The sequence below is a fragment of the Kitasatospora sp. NPDC087314 genome, from assembly GCF_044744365.1.
GTDB lineage: Bacteria > Actinomycetota > Actinomycetes > Streptomycetales > Streptomycetaceae > Kitasatospora.
In genome coordinates, this window is the sequence record NZ_JBIUYE010000015.1 from 239,443 (window position 1) to 258,358 (window position 18,916).

At 72.6% G+C, this 18,916-nt stretch carries 19 protein-coding genes, 1 pseudogene and 1 riboswitch; of the genes and pseudogenes, 8 read left to right on the forward strand and 12 right to left on the reverse strand.

Going from position 1 to position 18,916, the window contains the following annotated elements; translation table 11 throughout:
* Nucleotides 1–204 carry a hypothetical protein gene (locus ACIO5E_RS30600; RefSeq protein WP_400674057.1) on the reverse strand — a complete coding sequence of 68 codons (204 nt, stop codon included), beginning with the start codon at nucleotides 202–204 and terminating at the stop codon, nucleotides 1–3.
* Nucleotides 205–572: 368 nt separating this feature from the next.
* Between ACIO5E_RS30600 and ACIO5E_RS30605 the strand changes: the two genes are divergently transcribed.
* Nucleotides 573–2,600 carry a HelD family protein gene (locus tag ACIO5E_RS30605; RefSeq protein WP_400674120.1) on the forward strand — a complete coding sequence of 676 codons (2,028 nt, stop codon included), beginning with the start codon at nucleotides 573–575 and terminating at the stop codon, nucleotides 2,598–2,600.
* Between the two features lie 49 nt (nucleotides 2,601–2,649).
* On the opposite strand, the gene ACIO5E_RS30610 is transcribed toward ACIO5E_RS30605, so the two are convergent.
* Genes ACIO5E_RS30610 through ACIO5E_RS30620 form a run of 3 tightly spaced genes read right to left on the reverse strand, consistent with a single transcriptional unit; the run spans nucleotide 2,650 to nucleotide 4,779 of the window.
* Complete coding sequence (locus ACIO5E_RS30610) at nucleotides 2,650–3,336, reverse strand: copper homeostasis protein CutC (RefSeq protein ID WP_400674060.1); 687 nt, start codon at nucleotides 3,334–3,336, stop codon at nucleotides 2,650–2,652.
* A gap of 55 nt (nucleotides 3,337–3,391) precedes the next feature.
* Nucleotides 3,392–4,405, reverse strand: a complete 1,014-nt coding sequence (locus ACIO5E_RS30615) for a hypothetical protein (protein ID WP_400674062.1) — start codon at nucleotides 4,403–4,405, stop codon at nucleotides 3,392–3,394.
* The gene (locus ACIO5E_RS30620; RefSeq protein WP_400674065.1) at nucleotides 4,402–4,779 is read right to left on the reverse strand and encodes a PadR family transcriptional regulator; all 378 of its coding nucleotides are present in this window, start codon (nucleotides 4,777–4,779) and stop codon (nucleotides 4,402–4,404) included. Before ACIO5E_RS30620 ends, ACIO5E_RS30615 begins: the two co-directional genes overlap by 4 nt.
* 66 nt (nucleotides 4,780–4,845) lie before the next feature.
* Between ACIO5E_RS30620 and ACIO5E_RS30625 the strand changes: the two genes are divergently transcribed.
* Together ACIO5E_RS30625 and ACIO5E_RS30630 are read left to right on the forward strand one after the other, a co-directional pair.
* Entirely contained in the window at nucleotides 4,846–5,541 is a 696-nt protein-coding gene (locus ACIO5E_RS30625) for a hypothetical protein (protein ID WP_400674067.1), read from the forward strand.
* 242 nt (nucleotides 5,542–5,783) lie between these two features.
* The gene (locus tag ACIO5E_RS30630; RefSeq protein WP_400674070.1) at nucleotides 5,784–6,755 is read left to right on the forward strand and encodes a DUF5996 family protein; all 972 of its coding nucleotides are present in this window, start codon (nucleotides 5,784–5,786) and stop codon (nucleotides 6,753–6,755) included.
* Nucleotides 6,756–6,767: 12 nt separating this feature from the next.
* Here the strand turns inward: ACIO5E_RS30630 and ACIO5E_RS30635 are convergent, their stop codons facing one another.
* From ACIO5E_RS30635 to thrC, 5 genes are all read right to left on the reverse strand, one after another.
* On the reverse strand, nucleotides 6,768–7,124 hold the full coding sequence (locus ACIO5E_RS30635) for a hypothetical protein (RefSeq protein ID WP_400674073.1): 357 nt from the start codon (nucleotides 7,122–7,124) through the stop codon (nucleotides 6,768–6,770).
* A 125-nt stretch (nucleotides 7,125–7,249) separates the two neighbouring features.
* Nucleotides 7,250–8,872, reverse strand: coding sequence for a chaperonin GroEL (gene groL / locus ACIO5E_RS30640; protein WP_280678804.1), 1,623 nt, complete (start codon nucleotides 8,870–8,872; stop codon nucleotides 7,250–7,252).
* 346 nt (nucleotides 8,873–9,218) lie between these two features.
* Entirely contained in the window at nucleotides 9,219–9,422 is a 204-nt protein-coding gene (locus tag ACIO5E_RS30645; protein ID WP_030289665.1) for a cold-shock protein, read from the reverse strand.
* 616 nt (nucleotides 9,423–10,038) lie between these two features.
* A complete protein-coding gene (locus ACIO5E_RS30650) occupies nucleotides 10,039–10,317 on the reverse strand; it encodes a MoaD/ThiS family protein (protein ID WP_400674076.1) in 279 nt (92 codons plus the stop codon).
* Nucleotides 10,318–10,355: 38 nt separating this feature from the next.
* Nucleotides 10,356–11,636, reverse strand: a complete 1,281-nt coding sequence (thrC, locus tag ACIO5E_RS30655; protein ID WP_400674078.1) for a threonine synthase — start codon at nucleotides 11,634–11,636, stop codon at nucleotides 10,356–10,358.
* 17 nt (nucleotides 11,637–11,653) lie between these two features.
* Nucleotides 11,654–11,791, reverse strand: a riboswitch (SAM riboswitch).
* Between the two features lie 172 nt (nucleotides 11,792–11,963).
* On the opposite strand from thrC, the gene ACIO5E_RS30660 reads away from it, so the two are divergent.
* Together ACIO5E_RS30660 and ACIO5E_RS30665 are read left to right on the forward strand one after the other, a co-directional pair.
* Nucleotides 11,964–12,965: a glucosyl-3-phosphoglycerate synthase gene (locus ACIO5E_RS30660; protein ID WP_400674122.1), complete on the forward strand. Its 1,002-nt coding sequence runs from the start codon at nucleotides 11,964–11,966 to the stop codon at nucleotides 12,963–12,965.
* A 50-nt stretch (nucleotides 12,966–13,015) separates the two neighbouring features.
* Nucleotides 13,016–14,482: a trehalose-6-phosphate synthase gene (locus ACIO5E_RS30665; RefSeq protein WP_400674080.1), complete on the forward strand. Its 1,467-nt coding sequence runs from the start codon at nucleotides 13,016–13,018 to the stop codon at nucleotides 14,480–14,482.
* Between the two features lie 106 nt (nucleotides 14,483–14,588).
* Here the strand turns inward: ACIO5E_RS30665 and otsB are convergent, their stop codons facing one another.
* Together otsB and ACIO5E_RS30675 are read right to left on the reverse strand one after the other, a co-directional pair.
* Entirely contained in the window at nucleotides 14,589–15,428 is an 840-nt protein-coding gene (gene otsB, locus ACIO5E_RS30670) for a trehalose-phosphatase (protein ID WP_400674082.1), read from the reverse strand.
* Between the two features lie 31 nt (nucleotides 15,429–15,459).
* Complete coding sequence (locus tag ACIO5E_RS30675) at nucleotides 15,460–15,720, reverse strand: DUF3263 domain-containing protein (RefSeq protein ID WP_400674084.1); 261 nt, start codon at nucleotides 15,718–15,720, stop codon at nucleotides 15,460–15,462.
* Nucleotides 15,721–15,787: 67 nt separating this feature from the next.
* Between ACIO5E_RS30675 and ACIO5E_RS30680 the strand changes: the two genes are divergently transcribed.
* Complete coding sequence (locus ACIO5E_RS30680) at nucleotides 15,788–16,138, forward strand: cupin domain-containing protein (RefSeq protein WP_400674087.1); 351 nt, start codon at nucleotides 15,788–15,790, stop codon at nucleotides 16,136–16,138.
* A 52-nt stretch (nucleotides 16,139–16,190) separates the two neighbouring features.
* Here ACIO5E_RS30680 and ACIO5E_RS30685 read toward each other — a convergent pair whose 3' ends face one another.
* Complete coding sequence (locus ACIO5E_RS30685) at nucleotides 16,191–17,471, reverse strand: extracellular solute-binding protein (protein ID WP_400674089.1); 1,281 nt, start codon at nucleotides 17,469–17,471, stop codon at nucleotides 16,191–16,193.
* Nucleotides 17,472–17,762: 291 nt separating this feature from the next.
* Between ACIO5E_RS30685 and ACIO5E_RS30690 the strand changes: the two genes are divergently transcribed.
* Together ACIO5E_RS30690 and ACIO5E_RS30695 are read left to right on the forward strand one after the other, a co-directional pair.
* Nucleotides 17,763–18,710: an ROK family protein gene (locus ACIO5E_RS30690; protein WP_400674091.1), complete on the forward strand. Its 948-nt coding sequence runs from the start codon at nucleotides 17,763–17,765 to the stop codon at nucleotides 18,708–18,710.
* A pseudogene (locus ACIO5E_RS30695) lies at nucleotides 18,707–18,916 on the forward strand (N-acetylglucosamine-6-phosphate deacetylase); the annotation flags it as partial. The gene ACIO5E_RS30690 and the pseudogene ACIO5E_RS30695, both read left to right, overlap by 4 nt.

Consider the following 18,916-nt stretch of genomic DNA (forward strand, 5'->3'; position numbering starts at 1 on the left):
TCAGTACCGGACACCGTCGCGCCCGAGGAAGACCACGCGCGCGGCGGTGTCCAGGGCGATGCCGAGGTTGCGGACGGCGGTGACCAGGGGGCCCCGGCGGCGGCCACCGGGCGCGGTGACGGCGGTGGAGCCGGCGGGGGCGGTCGGGACGGTCGGGACGGACTTCTGGGTCGGCACTCGCGGCGCCGCGTGTACGGTGCTCATGTCTCCCACAGTAGGTACCGGACACGCCGGACACATCACCCCAAAGGCCGTACCCGCCGAGCCGGAGGTCGTCCTCCCGGTGTACGGAGAACCCCGAGACCTGCGGGGCTGGAACCCTGAGGCACGCGGGTCTAAGATCGTCCGTCTGCCCCCTCCCGAACCGTGGTACCTGCTGAAGTCGCGCAGGCAGCCGGGGGAGGCGCCGACCGCACGGCAACCGGTCGGCTGTACCCACTGTGAGCTCCATCGATCCGCTGCGCCCGGTTCCGGGGCAGCCGGGAAGGTTCGCTGTGCCCGCCACCCCCACCACCGACCCCCTCCAGCGCGAACGCGACCACCTGGCCGCCTCCCGGTCCGCGCTGCGGGCGATGCGCGAGGACGTCCAGTCGCTGGACCTGCGCGACGTGACCGGCACCTGGGTGTCCGCCGCCGTCCTCCAGAACCAGATCGAGGCCCGGATCGCCGCCCTCGCCGACCTCTCGCACACCCCGCTGTTCTTCGGCCGCCTGGACTACCTGCACGCGATCAGCGAGGAGCTGAGCGAAAGGGAAGGTGCCGCGCGAAGCGCGCCGGGCAAGGGCGGTGGCGGGCGACGGGCGGGCGGGGGCGAGAGCTTCTACATCGGCCGCCGGCACGTCCACGACGCCGACGGCGACCCGATGGTGATCGACTGGCGCGCGCCGGTCTCCCAGCCGTTCTACCGGGCCAGCCGCACCGAACCGCTGGACGTCGAGCGCCGCCGCCGCTTCGGCTACACCGGCGGTGAGCTCACCGCCTACGAGGACGAGCACCTCAGCGACCCGGCGGAGACGGACACCGCCTCCGCCCTGCTCGCCGCCGAGATCGAGAAGCCCCGCGTCGGCCCGATGCGCGACATCGTCGCCACCATCCAGCCCGAGCAGGACGAGATCGTCCGCTCCGACGTGACGGGCACCATCTGCGTCCAGGGCGCCCCCGGCACCGGGAAGACGGCCGTGGGCCTGCACCGCGTCGCGTACCTGCTGTACGCGCACCGCGAGCGGCTGGCCCGGACCGGCACGCTGGTGATCGGGCCGAACAACGCCTTCCTCTCCTACATCGAGCAGGTGCTCCCGGCCCTGGGCGAGTTGGACGTCGCCCAGGCCACCGTGCAGCAGCTGGTCGGGCACGTCGAGGTGCGCGGCGAGGACGACCCGCAGGCGGCCCGGCTGAAGGGCGACGCGCGGATGGCCGAGGTGCTGCGCCGGGCGGTGCGGGCGGGCATCGCGCTGCCCACCGAGCCCTGCGTGGTGGTCCGCGGCTCCCGCCGCTGGCGTGTTCCGGTGTACGAACTCGTGGAGATCATCGAGGAGTTGAAGGGCCGCGAGATCCGCTACGGCGCCGCCAGGGACGCCCTGCCGCAGCGGATCGCGCACGCCGTGCTGCTGAAGATGGAGCAGGGCGGCGAGGCCCCGGACGACCGGGTGCAGGACGCGGTGGCCCGCAACGCCGCGGTCAAGGCCATGGTCAAGGAGTGCTGGCCGGCGGTCGATCCGGCCAAGCTGGTGCTGCGGCTGCTCTCCGATCCGGAGTTCCTGGCCGCCTGCGCGGAGGGCGTGCTGACCGCGGACGAGCAGCAGGCGGTGCGCTGGCCCAAGCCGGGGCGCTCGGTGAAGACGGCCCGCTGGACGCAGGCCGACGCCGTCCTGGTCGACGAGGTGACGGACCTGGTGCAACGCACCCCCTCGCTCGGGCACGTGGTGCTGGACGAGGCGCAGGATCTCTCCCCGATGCAGTACCGCGCGGTCGGCCGCCGCTGCACCACCGGCTCGGCGACCGTCCTCGGCGACCTCGCCCAGGGCACCACCCCGTGGGCGACGGCGAGTTGGCCGGACGCGCTGCACCACCTGGGCAAGCCGGACGCCCACGTCGAGGAGCTGACCAAGGGCTTCCGGGTGCCGGAGGAGGTCATCGCGTACGCCTCCCGGCTGCTCCCGGCGATCGCCCCGGGCCTGGCCCCGGCGACCTCGGTCCGCGACGCCCCGGGCTCGCTGACGATCCGCCCCGTCGCGGACGGGGAGTCCGTGGCCGCCGTCCTCGCGGCCTGCCAGGAGGCGCTGGAGCACGAGGGCTCGACCGGGCTGATCGCCGCCGACGCCCGGATCCCGGTGCTCGCCGAGGCGCTGGCCGAGGCCGGCCTGCCGTACCTGTCCCCCGGCACCGAGACCAGCGCCGAGGCCCGGCTGACGCTCGTCCCGGCCTCGCTGGCCAAGGGTCTGGAGTACGACTACGTGGTGCTGGACGAGCCGGCCGCGGTGATCGCCGGCGAACCGGACGAGCGGACCGGCCTGCGGCGGCTGTACGTGGCGCTCACCCGGGCCGTCTCCGGCCTGACGGTGCTGCACGGCGAACCGCTGCCCGAGCAGCTGCGCCGGTAGACGGCGGGGGCCGGCCCCGCGAACGGGACCGGCCCCTCCCGGGACGCGCTCAGGCGTCGATCAGCGCCCGCCACTCGGCCACCTTGGCCGCGTCCACCGACGTCCGCCAGCCGTCGGCCCGCACCGCGCCGCCGACGTGGAAGGCGTCGAAGCCCTCGGCCCGCAGCCCCTTCAGGTGTTCGGCCCGCAGGCCGCCGCCGATCAGGATCCGCTGCCCGTACCCGGGCTCGCCCGCACGGGCCAGCTCCGCCAGCAGCACCTCGCGCCCGGCGTCGACCCCGGCGGCCGCGCCCGAGGTGAGGAAGGTGTCCAGCCCGGGCAGCGCGCCGACGGCGGCCCGCAGGGCGGCCCGGTCGGCGCTGTGGTCGATCGCCCGGTGGAAGGTCCAGCGGCAGCCGGCCACCGCCTCGGCGACGGCGGTGGTGGCGGCCAGGTCGACCGCGCCGTCGGCGCCGAGGAAGCCGAGGACGAACTCCTCGGCACCCTCGGCCCGCAGCACGGCGGCGCGGGCCGCCAGGTCGTCCAGGTCGCCGGGGGCGAAGCCGTCCCGGATCCGGAGCATGACGCGCAGCGGGATGCCGACGGCGGCCCTGATCCGGGCGAAGTCCTCGACGGACGGGGTGAGCCCGTCCGAGGCCATGTCGGTGACCAGTTCGAGCCGGTCGGCGCCGCCCGACTCGGCGGCCCGGGCATCCTGGGGCGTCAACGCGATGACTTCGAAAATTGGTCTAGACATATCAGACAGCCTGCCACATCCGACCGGCCCCGGCGAGCCCTGCGTCGTCTTCCGGTCACGCCAGGCTGCGCCCGTTCCCAGAGCCCCCGTCAGCGTCTCCGCCGACTCCGCCGACACCTCCGCCGGTCCCCCCGCCGACCCCGCCGCCGGTCCCGATCCGGCGCACGGCCTTCGCGGCCGCCACCAGGAGCAGCACCACCGGCACCGACATCAGCAGCGTCATCGAGATCCCGCCGGACGTGCGCCAGACGTTGAACAGGCCGGCGAAGGTCGTCAGCGACAGCATCGCGACCCCCACGGCCGCCGGCGCCACCCGCCCGCGCCGCGCGCTGAAGGTCAGCAGCACCGGCACGATCAGCAGCACCGCGAACCACTGGACGTCCAGCGGGAAGCTGGAGTCGTCCCAGCGCAGGAGCGCCACCAGCGCCCCGCCGCCGACCACCGAGGCCAGCACCAGCCCCGCGGCACGCCAACCGGCCCTGGGCAGCAACTCCGTCGGCGCCGCGAACAGCAACAGCGCGGCGGCTACGGCGGGCAGGGTGGTCATGCCGGTGAACCCCACCCACCAGACGTCGACGAAGCCCGGCGCCACGGCGGCCTTCGCCAGGGTGGCCAGCGCGAAGAGGGCCTGGATCCCCGCGATGACCCGCACCGCCGTCCAGCGCCCCAGCAGGGCGGCGACCCCGAGCAGCAGCGCGATCACCGGCGGCGCGATGGTCATGGCGTACGTGTTGTACGAGTGGTCCCAGGTCAGCCGCCAGGCGGCCTGGTCCGGATCGGCGACCCACGGCAGCAGCCCCGCGCCGGCCAGCGCCCCGGCGGCCATCGGCGCGGCCAGCGCGAGCACCCGCCCGCTCATCGAGGAGCCGGTCAGCCCGAGCCGCACCCGCAGCCCGTACAGGGCCAGGTCGAACACCTCGCGGGCGACGGTCGACCGGTTCGCCTCCGCCGTGGTGTCGGCGAACACCGCGGCCATCTCCTCGCCCCGCTCCCGCCGGTAGTACTCCGGGTAGAGCTGCAGCACGGCCCGCAGCGCGGCGGCCGGTGTCCCCATCGTCGGCGTGGTCATGCGAAGAACCCCCTCCTCGTGAACAGGCCCTTCGGCCCCGCCTGCATCGCCAACCGGACGTTGGCGAGCCGGCGTTCGGCCTCGGTGGCGACGGCCCGCAGCCGCTCCGCCTCGGTGGCCAGCGCGGTCCGGCCGGCGTCGGTCAGCGCGTAGCTGCGCCGCGCCCGCCCGTCCACGACCTCCTCGGCGGCGACCTCGATCAGCCCCTGCTGGAGCAGTCGGTCGAGGGCGCCGTACAGGGTGCCGGTGCGCATCTTGACGCGACCGTCGGAAATCGCGGCGATCTCCTGGATGAGGGCGTAGCCGTGTCTGGGGGCGTCCGCCAGCGCGGTGAGCAGCAGTAGCGTCGGCTCCTGCATCGAGCGTTCTGTCATACGACTACATATATCGTCAACCTACCTATAGGTCCAGTGCCCGGCCCGCCCGCCACAATGTCCCCCATGCCCACCACCGAGGACCTCACCGCCGGACCGCTCCCCGGACTGCTCGCCGAGTGGACGGCGCTGCTGCACCGCCGCGCCGCCACGACCGACCCCGAGCCGTACGGCCGCGAGCTGCTGCGCCGCTGGTCGGAGCCCCAGCGGCGCTACCACACCCCCGAGCACCTGCACGCGGTCCTGCGACACGTCGACGACCTCGCCGGGCACGCCGACGACCCGGACACCGTCCGGCTCGCCGCCTGGTTCCACGACGCCGTCTACCGGCCCGACCGCTCCGAGAACGAGGAGCGCAGCGCCGCCCTGGCCGTCCGCGCGCTGACCGCCGCCGGCCTGCCCGCCGCCCGGGTGGCCGAGGTCGAGCGGCTGGTCCTGCTCACCGTCGACCACCACCCCGAGCCGGGCGACCGCGACGGCGAGGTGCTCTGCGACGCGGACCTCGCCGTCCTCGGCGGCACCCCCGAGGCGTACGCGGCGTACGCGGCCGCCGTCCGCGCGGAGTACGCGTTCGTCCCGGAACCGGACTTCCGCGCCGGGCGCTCGGCGATCCTGCGACAGCTGCTCGCGCTCCCCGCGCTCTACCGCACCCCGGCCGCCCACGCGCGCTTCGACGCCCCCGCCCGCGCCAACCTGGCGACCGAACTCGACGGCCTCCAGGGAGCGTGTCTCGGTAACCTGCAACCCGCCTGGGTTTCGTGATGCAGCGCGCCCGGGCCGAGGCGGACCGAACTCTTCGGTCGACCACCGCATCCCGGCTGCTGGCCCAGCATGTCGGTCGGACGCCCGGCGACACCGACCGGGCAGGACCCTGACCTGCGTGTGAGAATTGGGTACTGGATCGCAGTTCGGTGTCCGAGGCCCGCCCGACGCTGCACGGGGGAGCGGGCGCGGCACCTGACGTCCCCTCCCGCTGATCCCATCGACACGCTGGGAGGCTCTCCGTGAGCGAACGTGTCAGTACGTGGCCGATGCTGGTCCATGAGGATCTGGCGCCCATGGTCGACTACGTGAACCGGGTGGTGCAGGTCGCAGGCAAGTACACCCTCGACGAGCCCTTCGAAGTCGGCTGGGGAAACATCGTCCTCGATGTCACCCCCCGGGGGCTCAGTACGCCAACCCTTCGGCAGCGAGGCGTGACCTTCTCGGTGCACTACAGCCTGCTCGACGGTGGCGTGGTCATCGAGTCCGACAATGGCTCGCGGACGGTCCCGTTGTCCAAGGGATCAGTCGCCATGTTCTATGCGTCCTTCTGCGATGCGGCGGACGAGCTCGGCATACACCGACCGCGCAGCTCGTTGATCTGCGAGATTCCGGATGCCCCGCCGCACTTCGAGGACGATCACGTCGAACGCACCTGGGACGGCGACGCGGCCCGGCTGATCTGGACAGCGTTGAACCTCGCCGCTGACGGGCTCGAGGCGTGGCAGGCCCCCTTCCTGGGATACCGCCCCCGGGTCGGTGTGATGTGGGGCGGCTTCGACCTGTCCGCCACGCGTTACCGGGCGCAGCCCACCGTGCCGACGCCCCACCAGCCGCCGTTCATGCAGAACGCCCAGCTCGACGCGTACGTGTCGGTGGGATTCTCCTTCGGGGATGCCCAGGCGCCGGACGTCGGCATGTACGCGTACATCTGGCCCCAGCCGGACGGTCTCGGGGGCCGGTCCTGGGGTGTTGAGGGCGCCGCCTGGCATCCCGACGCCGGTCTGGTTCGTCTGCCGTGGGCCAAGCTCAGGGAGACAGCGGACCCGCACCAGGGCATTGTGGCGTTCGGTGACGCCGTCTACGATGCCGCCGTCGAGACGGCGGGCTGGCCGTCCGACCTCGTAGGCCCCCGCGTCGAGGGTTGGTACATGAGCAAAACCCGCCCGCGCTCGTCCGGTACCAGCACGGCCGACTCAGGTCGGGATTCCTGACTCGGAGGACTACTAGGCCAGCTTCCCCACCGGCGCCACCACCGCGCCCTGCTTGCCGCACACCCAGTGCGGCTCCGGCCCCAGCTCCGGCTCCACGCTCAGCGCGTGCGGGTCACCGTCGGCCGCGCACTCGGCGCACAGCGGCCAGCGCCCGTACGCCTCCAGCAGCGCGTCCTGGACGTCCTGGGCGACGAGCCCGAGCACGTAGTCGGTGCCGTCCGGCCACTGCTCCAGCCACCAGCGCCGGTGCGTCACGGCCTGCTCCACCAGCGACACCACGGTGGCCTCCGCCACGTCCCGGGCGGTCAGGTCGGCCAGGATCAGTGCCCGGGCGTTGTGCAGAGCGGTCTCGATGTCGTCAGCAGCCATCCGTCCATTCTCCCAAACACACGAAGGCTCCCGAACGCGCGAAGGCTCCCGAACGCCGCGAGGGCGGCCTCCCCGTCGGGGAGACCGCCCTCGCGAACGATCCGAACCGTCCGATCCCAGCGGGATCAGAAGTCCATGTCACCGCCCGGCATGCCGCCGCCGGCGGCCGCGGCGGCCTTCTCCGGCTTGTCGGCGATGACGGCCTCGGTGGTGAGGAACAGCGCCGCGATGGAGGCGGCGTTCTGCAGCGCGGAGCGGGTGACCTTGGCCGGGTCGATGATGCCCGCGGCGACCAGGTCGACGTACTCGTTGGTGGCGGCGTTCAGGCCGTGACCGGCGGGGAGGTTGCGCACCTTCTCCACCACGACGCCACCCTCCAGGCCGGCGTTGGTCGCGATCTGCTTGATCGGGGCCTCCAGCGCGACCTTGACGATGTTGGCACCGGTGGCCTCGTCGCCGTCCAGCTCCAGCTTGTCGAAGGCGACACCGGCCTGCAGCAGCGCGACGCCACCACCGGCGACGATGCCCTCCTCGACGGCGGCCTTGGCGTTGCGGACGGCGTCCTCGATGCGGTGCTTGCGCTCCTTGAGCTCCACCTCGGTGGCCGCGCCGGCCTTGATGACGGCCACGCCGCCGGCCAGCTTGGCGAGGCGCTCCTGGAGCTTCTCGCGGTCGTAGTCCGAGTCGCTGTTCTCGATCTCGGCGCGGATCTGGTTCACGCGACCGGCGACCTGGTCGGCGTCACCGGCACCATCGATGATGGTGGTCTCGTCCTTGGTGATGACCACCTTGCGGGCGCGGCCCAGCAGGTCGATGCCGGCGTTCTCCAGCTTGAGGCCGACCTCCTCGGAGATCACGGTGCCACCGGTGAGGATGGCGATGTCGCCGAGCATGGCCTTGCGGCGGTCGCCGAAGCCCGGGGCCTTGACGGCGACGGACTTGAACGTGCCGCGGATCTTGTTCACGACCAGGGTCGACAGGGCCTCGCCCTCGACGTCCTCGGCGATGATGACCAGCGACTTGCCGCTCTGCATGACCTTCTCCAGCAGCGGCAGCAGGTCCTTGACCGAGCCGATCTTGGAGTTGGCGATGAGGATGTACGGGTCCTCGAAGGACGCCTCCATCCGCTCCAGGTCGGTGGCGAAGTAGGCGGAGATGTAGCCCTTGTCGAAGCGCATGCCCTCGGTGAGCTCAAGCTCCAGGCCGAAGGTGTTGCTCTCCTCGACGGTGATGACGCCTTCCTTGCCGACCTTGTCCATGGCCTCGGCGATGAGCTCGCCGATCTGGGTGTCGGCGGCCGAGATGGAGGCGGTGGAGGCGATCTGCTCCTTGGTCTCCACGTCCTTGGCCTGGGCCAGCAGCTGGTCGGAGACGGCGGCGACGGCCTTCTCGATGCCGCGCTTCAGGGCCATCGGGTTGGCGCCGGCGGCGACGTTGCGCAGACCCTCGCGAACCAGGGCCTGGGCCAGCACGGTGGCGGTGGTGGTGCCGTCACCCGCGACGTCGTCGGTCTTCTTGGCGACCTCCTTGACGAGCTCCGCGCCGATCTTCTCGTAGGGGTCCTCGAGCTCGATCTCCTTGGCGATGGAGACACCGTCGTTGGTGATCGTGGGGGCGCCCCACTTCTTCTCCAGCACGACGTTGCGACCCTTGGGGCCGAGCGTGACCTTCACTGCGTCGGCGAGCTGGTTCATGCCACGCTCAAGGCCGCGGCGAGCTTCCTCATCAAAGGCGATGATCTTGGCCATCAGAAGTGGTCCTCCGGGACACGGTCGACTGCTCGGACCAAGGGGTGCCCGCGACGGACGGCCCTGGTGTGCGGGGGTCCTTTCCCCTACCGCTCCCGGGGGCCTCACCGACCCGGTCCGCTGTCACTCTCACGCTGTGAGTGCTAACGCCAATGATTAGCACTCCGGGTGGTCGAGTGCAAGCCCAATCGCGATCCCGCGAGCCGCCGGGCACGCCCCCGCCGGGCCCCGCAACTCCCCGCCGGGGAACGCCGACGGGCCCGTACGACGCGTGTCGTACGGGCCCGCCGAGAAGCGAGTGGTCACCAGCCGTGGGCCGTGCCGAGCTCCTGGAGGAGAAGGAAGGTCAGACCGCCGCGCGGACCATGTCCGCCTGCGGGCCCTTCTGTCCCTGGGAGATCTCGAACTCGACCCGCTGGCCCTCCTCGAGGGTGCGGTAGCCGTCCATCTGGATCGCGCTGTAGTGGACGAAGACGTCCGCACCACCGTCGACCGCGATGAAGCCGTAGCCCTTCTCCGCGTTGAACCACTTGACGGTGCCCTGAGCCATTCCGAACTCCCCTAGTGCTGTGCTGGCCCTTCACGCGCCCGCAGGTCGCGGGCCCGGGTCTGGTTTGAAGGCCGGCCCGGGGAACCCCCCCTGGGCGCAGCCGTGCACGCCGCAATCCTCCGCGAGGGCGCCTGACGGCGCCCCGTGAGCGGGTGATTACGTCGACCGCGGCTGAATGTATCCGGATCGACGCCCTCTGCAACAGGGTCAGCTGCGGGGAATTCCGGCACCACACCAAAGGACAGGACGGGCCAAACCGGGAGGAATTCGGCATTTCACGCCGGACATAGCGGACGGATTACAACAAATCCCCGCGGGAATTCTGACATCTGCCTGACATGTTTCACGGTCCCGCACCCGGTCGGTCTCAACGGCCGGTCCCAGCAGCCGGTCCCAGCAGCCGGACGAACTCCGGCGATTCACGGGCGGGGATGAGGGGAAGCCCTGTTCCCAACCGAGCCACACTCTACTCCGACTCGACCCCGAAATATTCCCGCCGAAATGCGACCGGCCGCCCGCGCGCACGGAGAACGCAATTCCGTACGCGGGACGGCCGGTCGAAACCAGGGCCTGTCCGGTCGGCGCGGGCGGGCGCCGCCGGGGCGGGGGTCGCGGCTCAGCAGCCGCCGGCCACCGCCGGGATGATCGAGACGCTGGCGCCGTCCGTGATGCCGGTCGCGAGGCCCTCGGCGAAGCGCACGTCGTCGTCGTTCACGTAGACGTTGACGAAGCGGCGCAGCTTGCCGGCGTCGTCCAGGATGCGGGCCGAGATGCCCGCGTGGTTCTTCTCCAGGTCGGCGATGACCTCGCCCAGGGTGGCGCCCTCGGCGGCCACCTCGGCGGCGCCGCCGGTGTAGGTGCGCAGGATGGTGGGGATACGGACGTTGGCGCTCATGGCTCTCCTAGCGGGTGCGACCCAGCGGGGTGGGGGGTTCAGGCGGACGCGAGACCGGCGTCGCGGAAGGACGCCAGCGTCGGGCGGATCACGGCGGTCATCCCGGAGTCGGCCACGGCGTCCAGGGTCTTCAGGCCGTCGCCGGTGTTGATCGCGACGGTCTCCTTGGCCGGATCCAGCTGGCCGGTCTCGACCAGCTTCTTCAGCACACCGACGGTCACCCCGCCCGCGGTCTCGGCGAAGATGCCCTCGGTCCGGGCCAGCAGCCGGATCGCGTCCACCACCTCGGCGTCGGTGACGTCCTCGACCGCGCCGCCGGTGCGCCGGGCGATGTCCAGCACGTACGGGCCGTCCGCCGGGTTGCCGATCGCCAGCGACTTGGCGATGGTGTCCGGCTTGACCGGGCGGATCACGTCCTGGCCGGCCTTGAAGGCGGCCGACACCGGCGAGCACCCCGCCGCCTGGGCGCCGAAGACCTTGTACGGCCGGTCCTCGACCAGGCCGAGCTTGATCAGCTCCTGCAGCCCCTTGTCGATCTTGGTCAGCTGGGAGCCGGAGGCGATCGGGATGACGATCTGCTCCGGCAGCCGCCAGCCGAGCTGCTCGCAGATCTCGTAGGCCAGCGTCTTGGAGCCCTCGCCGTAGTACGGGCGCAGGTTGACGTTGACGAAGCCCCAGCCCTCGCCGGCCGGGTCGCCGATCAGCTCCGAGCAGAAGCGGTTCACGTCGTCGTAGTTGCCCTCGATGCCGACCAGCTCGCCGCCGTACACCCCGGCCATGACGACCTTGCCCTGCTCCAGGTCGTGCGGGATGAACACGCAGGACTTGAAACCGGCCCGGGCGGCCGCCGCGCCGACCGCGCCGGCCAGGTTGCCGGTGGAGGAGCAGGAGAGCGTCGTGAAGTCGAACGCCCGCGCGGCCTCGATGGCGCAGGCCACCACGCGGTCCTTGAACGAGTGGGTCGGGTTGCCCGAGTCGTCCTTGATGTGCAGCTGGGCGGTGAAGCCGAGCTCGCGGCCCAGGTTGTCCGCCTTGACCAGCGGGGTCCAACCCGGGTTCAGGTTCGGCTTGGTGGCGACGTCGGCCGGGACGGGCAGCAGCGGCGCGTAGCGCCAGATCGAGGACGGACCGGCCTCGATCCGCCGGCGCAGCGCCTCGGCGTCCTCGCCACCGAACTCGTACGCGATCTCCAGCGGGCCGAAGCACTCCAGGCAGGCGAAGCTCGGACCGAGCGGGAAGCGGGTGCCGCACTCGCGACAGGACAGCGCGGCGGCGGGGCCGAGGTCAACGGAAGCGGGTGCGACGGTGTCGATAGCCATGATGGCGGAGGCCTCTCTCCTCATCTTCCCCGTGGCACGGTCGCGCCACAGGCCGGAATTGGCACCTGTCCCGCGGGGGGCCTGTCGACGGACAGCCGCGCGAGAAGGTTGCCGGGACGTCAACGGGCCGTTCCCTCAGTCCCTCTGGATGAGCTTGTGAAGTTGTGGTGGCGCTGAACGGCGACCCCGATGTGCAAAGGTCCGACCGCTGTACGAAGACTGTATCCGAAGGCGTCAACCCCGAAAGGGATCGTCCGCCACGCGAGATGGCGCGTCCCACCCGACCCCGCCGAGGAGAGTCCCGTGCCCGCCGAACCGACCCCCGCGCTGCTCCCCCAGGCGGCGTCCTGGCTGCGCCGCCGCTCGTGGAGCGCGGCCGACCGGCCGGTGCACGCCCTCCTGGAGGCCAAGCGCCGGACCGGCCAGACGGTCAGCGTGGTGCTGCCCGCGCTGGACGAGGAGGCCACCGTCGGCGACATCGTCCGCACCATCCGCCGCGAGCTGATGGAGCGCCTCCCGCTGGTCGACGAACTCGTCGTGGTCGACTCCGGCTCGGCCGACGCCACCGCCGCCGTCGCCGCCGGGGCCGGCGCCCGGGTGGAGCACCGCGACGCGATCCTGCCCCGGCTGCCCGCCGCCCCGGGCAAGGGCGAGGTGCTCTGGCGCTCGCTGCTGGTCACCCGCGGCGACATCGTCTGCTTCGTCGACGCCGACCTGCGCGAGTTCGACCCGACCTTCGTCTCCGGCATCCTCGGCCCGCTGCTCACCGAACCGGACATCCAGCTGGTCAAGGCCATGTACGACCGGCCGCTCGAAGTGTCGGTCGGCGGCTCCGGCGCGGGCGACGGCGCGGTCGTCCCGTCCGGCGGCGGCCGGGTCACCGAACTGGTGGCCCGCCCGCTGCTCAACCTGCACTGGCCGGAACTCGCCGGTTTCGTCCAGCCGCTCGGCGGCGAGTACGCGGCCCGCCGCGCGCTGCTCGAACGACTCCCCTTCCCCACCGGCTACGGCGTCGAACTCGGCCTGCTGGTCGACGCGTTGGAGACGGTCGGGCTGGACGCCCTGGCCCAGGTGGACGTCGGCGTCCGGCACCACCGGCACCAGGACGGCCAGGCCCTCGGCCGGATGGCGGCGACCATCTACCGCACCGCCCTGGAGCGCCTCGACCGCACCCACCGGCTGAAGGCCTCCGCCGACCTGGTCCACCCGTTGCTCACCCAGTTCACCCGCGACCCGCAGACCCGGGAGTTCACCGCCCACACCCACCCGGTGACCGCCCTCGAACGCCCCCCGATGCACACCGTGCCCGAGTACGCGACCCGGCACTGAACGCCCGCCGAAAGGGTTTGCCACACCGGAGCCACGGCAACGTACCAACCATGGGCGATCTCACGACCGAACGTTCGAGTGCGACCGGCACCGCCCCCGTCCTGGTGGCATCCAATCGGGGACCGGTGTCGTTCAGCACCTCGGACGACGGCACGCTGACCCTCCGACGCGGCGGCGGAGGCCTGGTCTCGGGCCTCTCCGCCATCGACGACCCCGACGCCGTCTGGGTCTGCGCCGCCCTCGGCGCCGCCGACCGGCAGGCCGCCGGACAGGCCCCGCACGGCCGGCTCGACCTCGCCGGGCACGACGTCGGCGGCCAGGCCGTCCGCATGCTGGACATCGACCCCGAAACCTTCGCCCGCGCCTACAACGGCGTCGCCAACTCCACGCTCTGGTTCGTCCACCACCTGCTCTACGCCACCCCCACCGCCCCCGTCTTCGACGCCGGGTTCCGCACCGAGTGGGCCGCCTACCGCGCCTACAACACCGCCTTCGCCGAGGCGCTGGCCGCCGAGGCCGCACCCGGGGCCGCCGTGCTGGTCCAGGACTACCACCTCTCGCTGACCCCGGCCCTGCTCCGCGCCCTCCGCCCCGACCTGCGGATCGGCCACTTCTCGCACACCCCGTGGGCCCCGCCCGCGTACTTCCGGCTGCTGCCCGACGACGTCGCCGAGGCCGTCCTCACCGGCATCCTCGGCGCCGACCGGGCCGGCTTCCTCACCCGCCGCTGGGCCCTGGCCTTCGCCGACTGCTGCGCCGACCTGCTCGGCGCCGAGGTCGACCACGAGGCGATGACCGTCACCCACGCCGGCCGCACCACCCACCTCGGCGTCCACGCGCTCGGCGCCGACGCCGACTTCCTGCGCGAACGCTCCCACCGCCCGGACGTCGACGAGCGTCTCGCCACCCTCCGCGAGGCCGTCGGCGGACGCCGCACCATCGTCCGGGTCGACCGCACCGAGCTGAGCAAGAACATCGTCCGCGGCCTCCAGGCCTACCGGCACCTGCTGCGCACCCGCCCCGAGTGGCACGACCGGGTGGTGCACATCGCCTTCGCCTACCCCTCCCGCACCGACCTCGCCGAGTACCGCGCCTACACCGACGAGGTGCGCCGGCTCGCCCGGGAGATCGACGAGGAGTTCGCCACCCCCGGCTGGCAGCCGCTGATCCTGCACGTCGACGACGACTTCCCGCGCTCCCTGGCCGCCTACCGGCTCGCCGACGTGGCCCTGGTCAACCCGATCCGGGACGGCATGAACCTGGTCGCCAAGGAGGTCCCGGTGGTCTCCGACCACGGCTGCGCCCTGGTGCTCTCCCGGGAGGCCGGCGCGTACGCCGAACTCGCCGAGGACGCGCTCACCGTCAACCCGTACGACGTCATCGCCACCGCCGACGCCCTGCACGCGGGCCTCACCATGCCGGCGGAGGAGCGCGCCGACCGCACCAAGCGGCTCGCCGCGGCGGCCACCGCGCTGCCCCCGCAGCAGTGGTTCCTCGACCAGCTCAACGCACTGTGAACCAGCTCGACGCGCGGTGACCCGGCTCGACGTGCGGTGACCCGGCTCGACGTGCGGTGACCCGGCCCGACGCGCCGTGACCCGATTCGACGTGCGGTGACCCGGCTCAACCCGAGCTGAGGGCCTCCCCCAGCGCCGCCAGCAGCCCCACCACGCCGGCCGGGCCCGGGACCACCAGGTCCGCCCGGTCGGCGAGTTCGCGCACCGGCGCGTCCCCCACCGCTCCACTGCACACCAGCAGCCCCGCCACCCCCTCACCGCGCAGCTTCTCCACCGCCGCGAAGGCCGCCACGTCCCCGAGGTCGTCCCCCGCGTACAGCACCGAACGGGCCCCGCGCTCGCGCAGGAAGCCGGTCAGCGCCGCGCCCTTGTCCACCCCCGGCGGCCGCAGCTCCAGCACCAGCCGCCCGGGCTCCACCACCAGCCCGTGCCCGGCCGCCAGCTCGCCGACCGGCGCCCGCAGCAGCTCCAGCGCCTCCTCCGGTGCCGCCGTACGCCGGGTGTGCACCGCCAGCGAGCGCCCCTTGTCCTCCACCCACGTCCCCTCGGGCGCCCCCGCCGCCGCCAGGAGGCCCGGCAGCGCCGCCCGTGCCCCGGCCACCCCGGGGTGCACCGGCGGCGCGGTCACCTCGCCGCCCTCCCAGCGCTCGGCGCCGTAGTGCCCGAGCACCACGACCCCGGGCAGCCCGGCCAAGGCGCCGTACTCCGCCGCCAGCGCGGCCGGCCGCCCGGTCACCACCACCACGGCCCGCACCAGCGGCACCAGCGCCCGCAGCGCGGCCGCCGCCCCCGGATGCGCCCTGGCCCGGTCCGGATCGGGGACGATCGGCGCCAGCGTCCCGTCGAAGTCCAGCGCGATCACCGCGTCATCCGGCCCGGCCAGGATCGCCCGGAGGCCGTCCCGGCCGGCGTCGGTGGTCGGCGTCACCATCTCCTCGAAGCCCATGCCCGAGCCCATACCCCGTGGCCCCGGCCCGCTACCGCGCGGCCCGCCGGGCCTCCCGGATCCGCCGGAGCCGGTTCACCAGCACCGGGGCGTGCGCCAGCGCCTCCGGCCGGTCCAGCAGCGCGTTCAGCAGCTGGTAGTACCGGGTGGAGGAGAGCCCCAGCTCCTCCCGGATCGCCCGCTCCTTGGCCCCGGCCGTCCGCCACTGCCGCCCCTCCAGGGCCAGCACCGCCAGGTCCCGCTCACTCAGCTCGCCCACCAGGCCACCTCCGCCGTCACTACGGAGTGTCATTCTCGCGCGTGAGCCCGACACACTCTGCGCCCCCCGGCGCCCGGCCGCCCCGGCTAGCGTCGGCGGTATGACCACGCCCAGCTTCGCCGTGCACATCCCCACCGCCGACCTCGAACCCGACCCGCTCGACCCGGCCCAGATCGTCTCCGGCACCCCGGAGGTCTCCGGCCGGGTCCTGTCCGAGTCCCCCGACGGCCGCCAGCTGCGCGGCATCTGGCAGATCACCCCGGGCGTGGTCACCGACACCGAGGCGGACGAGATGTTCGTGGTGCTCAGCGGCCGGGCCACCATCGAGATCGAGGGCGGCCCGACCCTGGAGGTCGGCCCGGGCGACTGCGCCGTGCTGCGCGAGGGCGACCGGACCACCTGGACCGTCCACGAGACGCTCCGCAAGGCCTACGCCATCACCCTCCCCTGAGAGCCCCGAAACCCCTCGGACGCCTCAGCCGCCTCAGCCCCCCGGCCCGGGTTCACTTGCGGACCCGGGCCGCCTCCTTGACCGCCGCGTCCTGCAGCCCGGTGAGCACCTGCTTCGGGTCCCCGGTGACGGACTCGCCGATCCCGGCCTTGATCCGGTTGCTGACCTCGCCCCAGGCCGGGTCCCCGAACGGGTAGAAGCTGGCGTTGGTGAGCCCGACCGCGAACTGCTTGAGGTCCTCGTGCTTCGGGTCCGAGGTCATCTGGGTGAACGCGTCCTGGGTGACCGGCAGCAGGTTGTACTGCTCGTCGAACTTCAGCTGGTAGTCGCGGGTGTAGACGAAGGACAGGAACTTCTTGATCTCGTTCTTGTGCCCGTTGGCCTTGAACGCCATCATCCAGTCCGCGACGCCGAGGCTGCCGGTCTTGCCCACGCCGTCCTTCTTCGGGATCGCCGCCGTCCCGAAGTCGATCTTCCCGGCGGTGGCCATCCGCAGCAGCGTCGGGTGCCCGTTCAGCATCGCGACCTTCCCGGCCGCGAAGTCCTGGAACACCGGGGTGCGGTTCATCTTGCCCGGGTCCGGATAGGTCAGCCCGGTGCTCACCAGGTTGTTCTTCAGCCAGCCGAAGGTGGCCTGGTTCTGGGCGCTGTCGATGGTGTAGTTGCCGACGTCGTCGGAGAGGCTGCCGCCGCCGCTCAGCGTCCACAGCATGGACTCGGCCGGGGCCTCCTCCGGCCCGAGCGGCAGCCCGTACGGGGTCACGCCCGGCACCTTGGCCTTGATCTTCTCGGCGTCCTGGCGCAGCTCGTTCCAGGTGGTCGGCGGCTGGGTGATGCCGGCCTGGCGGAAGATCGCCTTGTTGTAGAAGAGCACCCGGGAGGAGGACACGAACGGGATGCCGTACTGGGTGCCGATCACCTGGCCGGCGTGCGCGAAGGTGTCCAGGAACTTGGCCTGGGTGTCCATCGAGAGCACGTCGGCGGCCGGGTACAGCCGGTCCGCGGCGACCTGGTCGGCGAAGCCGCCGGTCTGCAGCAGGTCGGGGGACTTGCCGGCCGCGATCATGTCGTCGACCTTCTTGCCGATGTCGGTCCAGCTGTCCACCTCGACGTCGACCTTGATGCCGGGGTTGGCGGCCTCGAAGCCGCGCACGACCTCGTCCCAGTACAGCTTGGAGCTGGTCTCGGCGCTCTCCCCGTAGTCGGCGGCGACCAGCTTGAGGGTGACCGGCCCGCCGTCCTGCCCGCCGCACGCGCTGACGGCGGTGAGCACCAGTGCTCCGGCCAGCGCGGCACCGAGGACGCGGGTGGGAACGTGGGCGCGCCTGTTCAACGCGGGTACCGCCTTCAGGGAGAACTGCGTCCGGACGGGGAAATCCGGGAGGGGGACGCGCAACACTGCCAAATCCACCGGGCAGTGGTCCACACCACTCCGCCGCACCCGCCGAGTAGTTATCGAAGTGCGGAGGTCATTGCACGATGCGCAACAGAAAGTGAACGTCCGGCGTCCGGCACAAAGCCCCGCACACCGCACTCATCTGCGACAAAGCTCACCTCGTTTGGACCAGACCAATCCGACAACTGGACTAGACCTCTTCTACCCGACCAAGGGAAACTGTCCTCCGTGAAGCACGTCATCGCACTCGATGTAGGCGGCACCGGCATGAAGGCCGCGCTGCTCGCCCAGGACGGCTCCGTGCTGTTCGAAGCACGCCGACCGACCGGGCGGGAGCACGGCACGGACGCCGTGGTCGCCGCCATCCTCGACTTCGCCGCCGGCCTGGCGGACGAGGGCCGAAGCCGCTTCGGCGTCGCTCCGCTCGCGGCCGGCGTGGCCGTCCCGGGCACGATCGACGAGAGGAACGGCATCGCGGTCTACTCGGCCAACCTCGGCTGGCGGGACCTCCCGCTGCGCAAGCTGCTGGGCGAGCGCCTGGCCGGCCCCGACGACACCGCCATCCCCGTCGCGCTCGGCCACGACGTGCGCTCGGGCGGCCTGGCCGAGGGCCGGCTCGGCGCCGGCCGGGGCGTCGACCGCTTTCTGTTCGTCGCGCTGGGCACCGGCATCGCCGGCGCCATCGGCATCAGCGGCCGGATCGAGGCCGGCGCCCACGGCTACGGCGGCGAGATCGGCCACGTCGTGGTCCGCCCGGGCGGACCGCAGTGCGGCTGCGGCGCCCGCGGCTGCCTGGAGACGCTCGCCTCCGCCTCCGCCGTGTCCCGCGCCTGGGCCGCGGCCAGCGGCGACCCCGACGCCGACGCGGCATCCTGCGCCGCCGCGGTGGACGCCGGGGACGACCGCGCGCTCGCGGTCTGGCAAGGCGCCGTCGACGCCCTGGCCGACGGGATCGTGCTCGCCCAGAGCCTGCTCGACCCGTCCACGGTGATCGTCGGCGGCGGGCTGGCCGAGGCCGGCGACACGCTCTTCGCTCCGCTGCGCACGGCGGTCACCGAGCGCCTGACCTTCCAGATGCCCCCGAAGGTCGTACCCGCCATGCTCAAAGACACCGCCGCGTCCCTGGGCGCGGGCCTGCTCGCCTGGGATCTGCTCTCCATGGAGGTGACCGCGTGACCACCGCGGACCGTGACCGTACCGCGCTGACCGGGGCCCGGCTGGTCCTGCCCGGCGCCGTCGTCGAGGGCGACCGCCTGGCCGTCGAGGGCGACCGCATCGCTGGCCTCCGCGGCGAGAGCGAACCCGGCGACCTCGACCTGACCGGTTACACCGTCGTCCCCGGCTTCGTCGACCTGCACGTCCACGGCGGCGGCGGCGCCTCC

Excerpts from the sequence above, each read along its gene's own strand:
- thrC (WP_400674078.1), bottom strand. The coding sequence starts at position 11,636 with ATGGCTATCGACACCGTCGCACCCGCTTCCGTTGACCTCGGCCCCGCC.
- ACIO5E_RS30665 (WP_400674080.1), top strand. The coding sequence starts at position 13,016 with ATGGGCGATCTCACGACCGAACGTTCGAGTGCGACCGGCACCGCCCCC.
- groL (WP_280678804.1), bottom strand. The coding sequence starts at position 8,872 with ATGGCCAAGATCATCGCCTTTGATGAGGAAGCTCGCCGCGGCCTTGAG.
- ACIO5E_RS30600 (WP_400674057.1), bottom strand. The coding sequence starts at position 204 with ATGAGCACCGTACACGCGGCGCCGCGAGTGCCGACCCAGAAGTCCGTC.
- ACIO5E_RS30625 (WP_400674067.1), top strand. The coding sequence starts at position 4,846 with ATGCCCACCACCGAGGACCTCACCGCCGGACCGCTCCCCGGACTGCTC.
- ACIO5E_RS30605 (WP_400674120.1), top strand. The coding sequence starts at position 573 with ATGCGCGAGGACGTCCAGTCGCTGGACCTGCGCGACGTGACCGGCACC.
- ACIO5E_RS30610 (WP_400674060.1), bottom strand. The coding sequence starts at position 3,336 with ATGTCTAGACCAATTTTCGAAGTCATCGCGTTGACGCCCCAGGATGCC.
- ACIO5E_RS30645 (WP_030289665.1), bottom strand. The coding sequence starts at position 9,422 with ATGGCTCAGGGCACCGTCAAGTGGTTCAACGCGGAGAAGGGCTACGGC.
- ACIO5E_RS30680 (WP_400674087.1), top strand. The coding sequence starts at position 15,788 with ATGACCACGCCCAGCTTCGCCGTGCACATCCCCACCGCCGACCTCGAA.
- ACIO5E_RS30615 (WP_400674062.1), bottom strand. The coding sequence starts at position 4,405 with ATGACCACGCCGACGATGGGGACACCGGCCGCCGCGCTGCGGGCCGTG.
- ACIO5E_RS30650 (WP_400674076.1), bottom strand. The coding sequence starts at position 10,317 with ATGAGCGCCAACGTCCGTATCCCCACCATCCTGCGCACCTACACCGGC.
- otsB (WP_400674082.1), bottom strand. The coding sequence starts at position 15,428 with ATGGGCTTCGAGGAGATGGTGACGCCGACCACCGACGCCGGCCGGGAC.
- ACIO5E_RS30635 (WP_400674073.1), bottom strand. The coding sequence starts at position 7,124 with ATGGCTGCTGACGACATCGAGACCGCTCTGCACAACGCCCGGGCACTG.
- ACIO5E_RS30675 (WP_400674084.1), bottom strand. The coding sequence starts at position 15,720 with ATGACACTCCGTAGTGACGGCGGAGGTGGCCTGGTGGGCGAGCTGAGT.
- ACIO5E_RS30620 (WP_400674065.1), bottom strand. The coding sequence starts at position 4,779 with ATGACAGAACGCTCGATGCAGGAGCCGACGCTACTGCTGCTCACCGCG.